A 3,816-nucleotide genomic window follows, 5' to 3' on the forward strand; every position below is an offset into this window, starting at 1 on the left:
TCGAAATATCTATTGGCCATGACCACAATTCAAAATCAGTTGAGAGACATGTCGATGAAAAGGTTATGCTGGTCCGCTTTAGTCCTCTTTTTGTTGACTGGATGCACGGCGAATGACTGGAGAACGGCGAGCAGGGATCCGGCCGGCATCGCACCGGACCCGGCGTCGACGCCCGAGGCCGTGGTTCAGGTCTATGCCGCTTCCACGTGGGGATGGCGAGGTTGGTTTGCGGTTCACACCTGGATCGCGGCAAAAAAGACCGGCGAAGACAGCTATACCGTTTATGAAGTTGTGGGATGGCGGAAAAAAAGGGGGTTGCCGGTCGTACGCATAGAACGCGACGCGCCTGACCGCTATTGGTTTGGTGAACGCCCTGAACTCCTGGCCGACAAAAGGGGGCCTGGTGTCGACGTGTTCATAGACAAAATCGACGCTGCGGCACGATCCTACCCTTGGAACGACATGTATAAAGCCTTCCCCGGGCCGAACAGCAATACCTTCACGGCCTGGGTCATCAAGCAAATCCCGGAACTCGAAGTCAAACTTCCATTTTCAGCCATTGGAAGCGGATACCGGGGCTGACACGGGCCGGGCCTGCGCCACGCCCTTTTCTCACTGCTCCCTGGCCCGCCGAACGGTCACCGATTCCCCGCCAACGCCCCAGTTGTCGGTTTCGACCTCATCGATGACCACTACCGTCGTGGCCGGGTTCTTGCCCAGGACCCGACGGAGCAGGTCGGTCACGCCTTCGATCAGGGCCGCCTTCTGCTCGGCCGTGGCCCCTTCCCTGGTGATCTTGATATTCACGTATGGCATGTTCGCTCCTTGAATTTACGACTCGCTCTCTTTGCCCGTGTCACCTTTCCTCGTCCAGCACCCGACGAACCGTGGCCGCCAGGTCCGCTATCCTGTAGGGCTTGGGGAGGTACCCCCTGGCTCCCGAGGCCCGGGCCTCCTCGGCATGTTCCCCTCCGCCGTAGCCGGTGGCGACGACCACCCGGACCTGGGGATTTATGCCCTTCAAGCGCTGAAGGCACTTGCCCCCGCCCATGCCGGGCATGTTCAGATCGAGGAGGATCAGGTCGATATCCCGACCATTTTGCTCGTAGACCCGAAGGGCCTCCTCGCCGCTGGCCACGACGACCACCTCGTACCCGAGAGACACCAGGCTCTCCCTGGTCAGGTCTCGAATCTCGGGCTCGTCGTCCACGACCAGAACGATCTCGCCCCTCCCTTCGGCCGAGGCGTCCCCCGGCTCGGTCGTTTCCAGTCCGTCGCCGGTCTCTTCCGATGGGAGAAGGATGGTGAACGTCGTGCCCCGGCCGGGAGCGCTTTCGCAGAGAATATACCCGCCGTGGGCCCTGACGATGCCGTAGACCGAGGCCAGGCCGAGGCCCGTGCCCTTGCCCACCTCCTTGGTGGTGAAGAAGGGATCGAAGACATGGTCCTGGATGTCCCGATCCATGCCGCAACCGGTGTCCGACACCGTGAGGCGCACGTGCGGTCCGGCCCCGGCCCCCGGATGGAGCCGGACGAACTCCTCGTCCAAAATCTCGTTGCCCGTCCCGATGGTCAACCTTCCGCCATCGGGCATGGCGTCCACGGAGTTGTTGGCCAGATTGAGCAGAACCTGCTCGATCTGGACCGGGTCGGCCTGCAGGAACCTCAAGTCCGGGTCGAGATCGAGTTTCAGGGAAACCATCTTGGGGATGGTCCTTCCGAGCATCAGGGCCACATCCTCCACCTCGTGGTTCAGGTCGATCCGGACCTTACGCGATTCGGTCTTGCGACCGAAGACCAAAAGCTGCCGCACGAGCTGGGCGGCCCGGTCCATGGAGACGATCAGCTTTTGCAGTCTCGGAACGTCGGAATGGTTCTCGGCCTTGCCCTGGAGAAGGAGTTCGACGTTACCGCCCATGGCCTGCAGGAGGTTGTTGAAGTCGTGAGCCACGCCTCCGGCCAGAAGGCCCACAGCCTCCATCTTCTGGGCCTGGCTCAACTGGGCCTGGGCCTGGGCCTTCTGGGCCAGGATCCGGTTGGATTTGGCGGCGATTTCACGCAATTCGGCGATACGCAGACGATCCAGATCAATGGGCGCGATCTCTCCGCCCTCCTCGCTCGTAACCAGGGAATTGATCTCCCGGGAGAACCAGCCCATCAGCCGATGAAAAACAAACAGAATCAACGCCACGGCCGCTATCAAGGCCAGAACCGTGAACACGATCTTCTCCCGCAGTCTGTGCCCCATGTCGGCCTGCAACTCGGCCAGCCTCGCATCCAGATCCTCGAGATAGACTCCGCCCCCGAGGACCCAGCCCCAGCCGTCCACCGACCGGATGAAGCTCAGCTTCTTGGAGGGCATCCCGGTTCTCGGATCGGCTGACGCGTAGTATTCGAGAAAGCCCCCGCCCGGTTGACGGCCGGTGCGGTCAAGTTCCTGGACGATCTTCGTGCCTGCAGCGTCGAGAAGTTCCCATCGGTTCCGGCCGATGACATCCTCGTTAATGTGGTTCAGGCAGACGCCCTTCCGGTCGTGGTTGAAGATGTAGCCGACCTCACCGTAGCGGACCAGGGCGATCCGGCGGATCATCTCCTCTCTTGCCTCGGCATCCACGTCATCCAGATACTCGCCGACCCCGATCACCCAGCCAAGGGGCTCGAAAAGCTGGAGATAGGCGATTTTTTCCCGTCCCTGCGCCACATGTTCCCGTTCGTCCACATCCGGCTTGCTCCAATAGTAGCTGACAAAGCCGCCTTCCGGATGGGCCAGGGCCGTGGAGACAAAATTTTGGATGAGGAACTGCCCGTTGCTGTCCACGGACCCGGAATCGTCCGTGCCCACCGAAAAGGGCCTGAAAGGATGGGCGACGAGTCTGTGATTCGTGTCATGAATCCAGTAATAGCCCCGGCCGTCGAAAAACCGGAGGGGCATCAATGTGTTGATGATGAGTTTCTTGATCTCGTCTTCGCTTCGTCGGCCTTTTTCACTTTCATAGATGGCTGCAGCAGTGTCCACGGCCATGCGCACCTTGTCGACGATATTCTGCTTCAGCCTCGCCTCCACCCCGGCCTTGTGGAACTTGATGGTTTCGACGAGCTGATCAACGATGGTCCTCACCTCGGCCTTGCGCAGGGCCACGTAATCGTCGTGGACCTGCCGCATGGTCTCCAGATGATGACGGTACTCCCTGTTGATCAGGAAGGAACCGGTCACGATCCCGAAAATCAGCAGGACGGCGACGACTGTTCCCTGGAAAACTGTCCGGTAGCTGAAGATCATCGTGTCATGGCCCCGTCTTTGTTCGTGTCGCCCTTGCCCAGCGCCAGAAATCCCGCCCTCCCGGGCCTCACGCTCAGGGAAGATCCCGCATGCGAAGAGCAGGGACGGAATCATTCCTACATGCGATTTAGCTGCGGGGCAATAGCCGGGGGCGAAAACCGGGTGAAGCGAAGGGATACGGCTTGGGGTCAATGTTCCGACGCGGGCCGGATCGTCAGTTTTCCGGCCAGTTCAGGCTCTTCTTGACCCGGACGGAAATGGTCCGGACCCTCTCCATGGCCTCGTTCTCGTCGATGGTCGTCAGACGACGGTTGCGCATGACCACTTGGCCGTTGACGAGGACCGTGTCCACGTCCGCCCCGGAAACGGCATAGGCCAGGTGGGAATACTCGCTGAACATGGGCGTCAGGTGGGGCTTGTTCATATCGACGATACAGATGTCGGCCTTTTTGCCGGCCTCGAGGGAACCGATCTGCCCATCCAGGCCCAGGACCTTGGCCCCCTCGCAGGTGGCCATGCGGACCACGGTCCTGGCG

General features: G+C 60.8%; 4 protein-coding genes. 1 reads left to right on the forward strand and 3 read right to left on the reverse strand.

The genetic code is table 11. The features are described from left to right. Window positions 1–18 precede the first annotated feature (18 nt). Window positions 19–582, forward strand: coding sequence for a DUF3750 domain-containing protein (locus EOM25_12955; GenBank protein ID NCC26083.1), 564 nt, complete (start codon window positions 19–21; stop codon window positions 580–582). 30 nt (window positions 583–612) lie between these two features. Here the strand turns inward: EOM25_12955 and EOM25_12960 are convergent, their stop codons facing one another. From EOM25_12960 to EOM25_12970, 3 genes are all read right to left on the reverse strand, one after another. Beyond that, window positions 613–816: a 4-oxalocrotonate tautomerase family protein gene (locus tag EOM25_12960; protein ID NCC26084.1), complete on the reverse strand. Its 204-nt coding sequence runs from the start codon at window positions 814–816 to the stop codon at window positions 613–615. A 40-nt stretch (window positions 817–856) separates the two neighbouring features. Next, on the reverse strand, window positions 857–3,394 hold the full coding sequence (locus EOM25_12965; GenBank protein NCC26085.1) for a response regulator: 2,538 nt from the start codon (window positions 3,392–3,394) through the stop codon (window positions 857–859). A 100-nt stretch (window positions 3,395–3,494) separates the two neighbouring features. Continuing rightward, the coding region (locus EOM25_12970; GenBank protein NCC26086.1) for an S-adenosylhomocysteine deaminase at window positions 3,495–3,816 on the reverse strand (322 nt) is incomplete at its 5' end.

This window comes from Deltaproteobacteria bacterium, from assembly GCA_009929795.1.
Lineage (GTDB): Bacteria > Desulfobacterota > Desulfovibrionia > Desulfovibrionales > Desulfomicrobiaceae > RZZR01.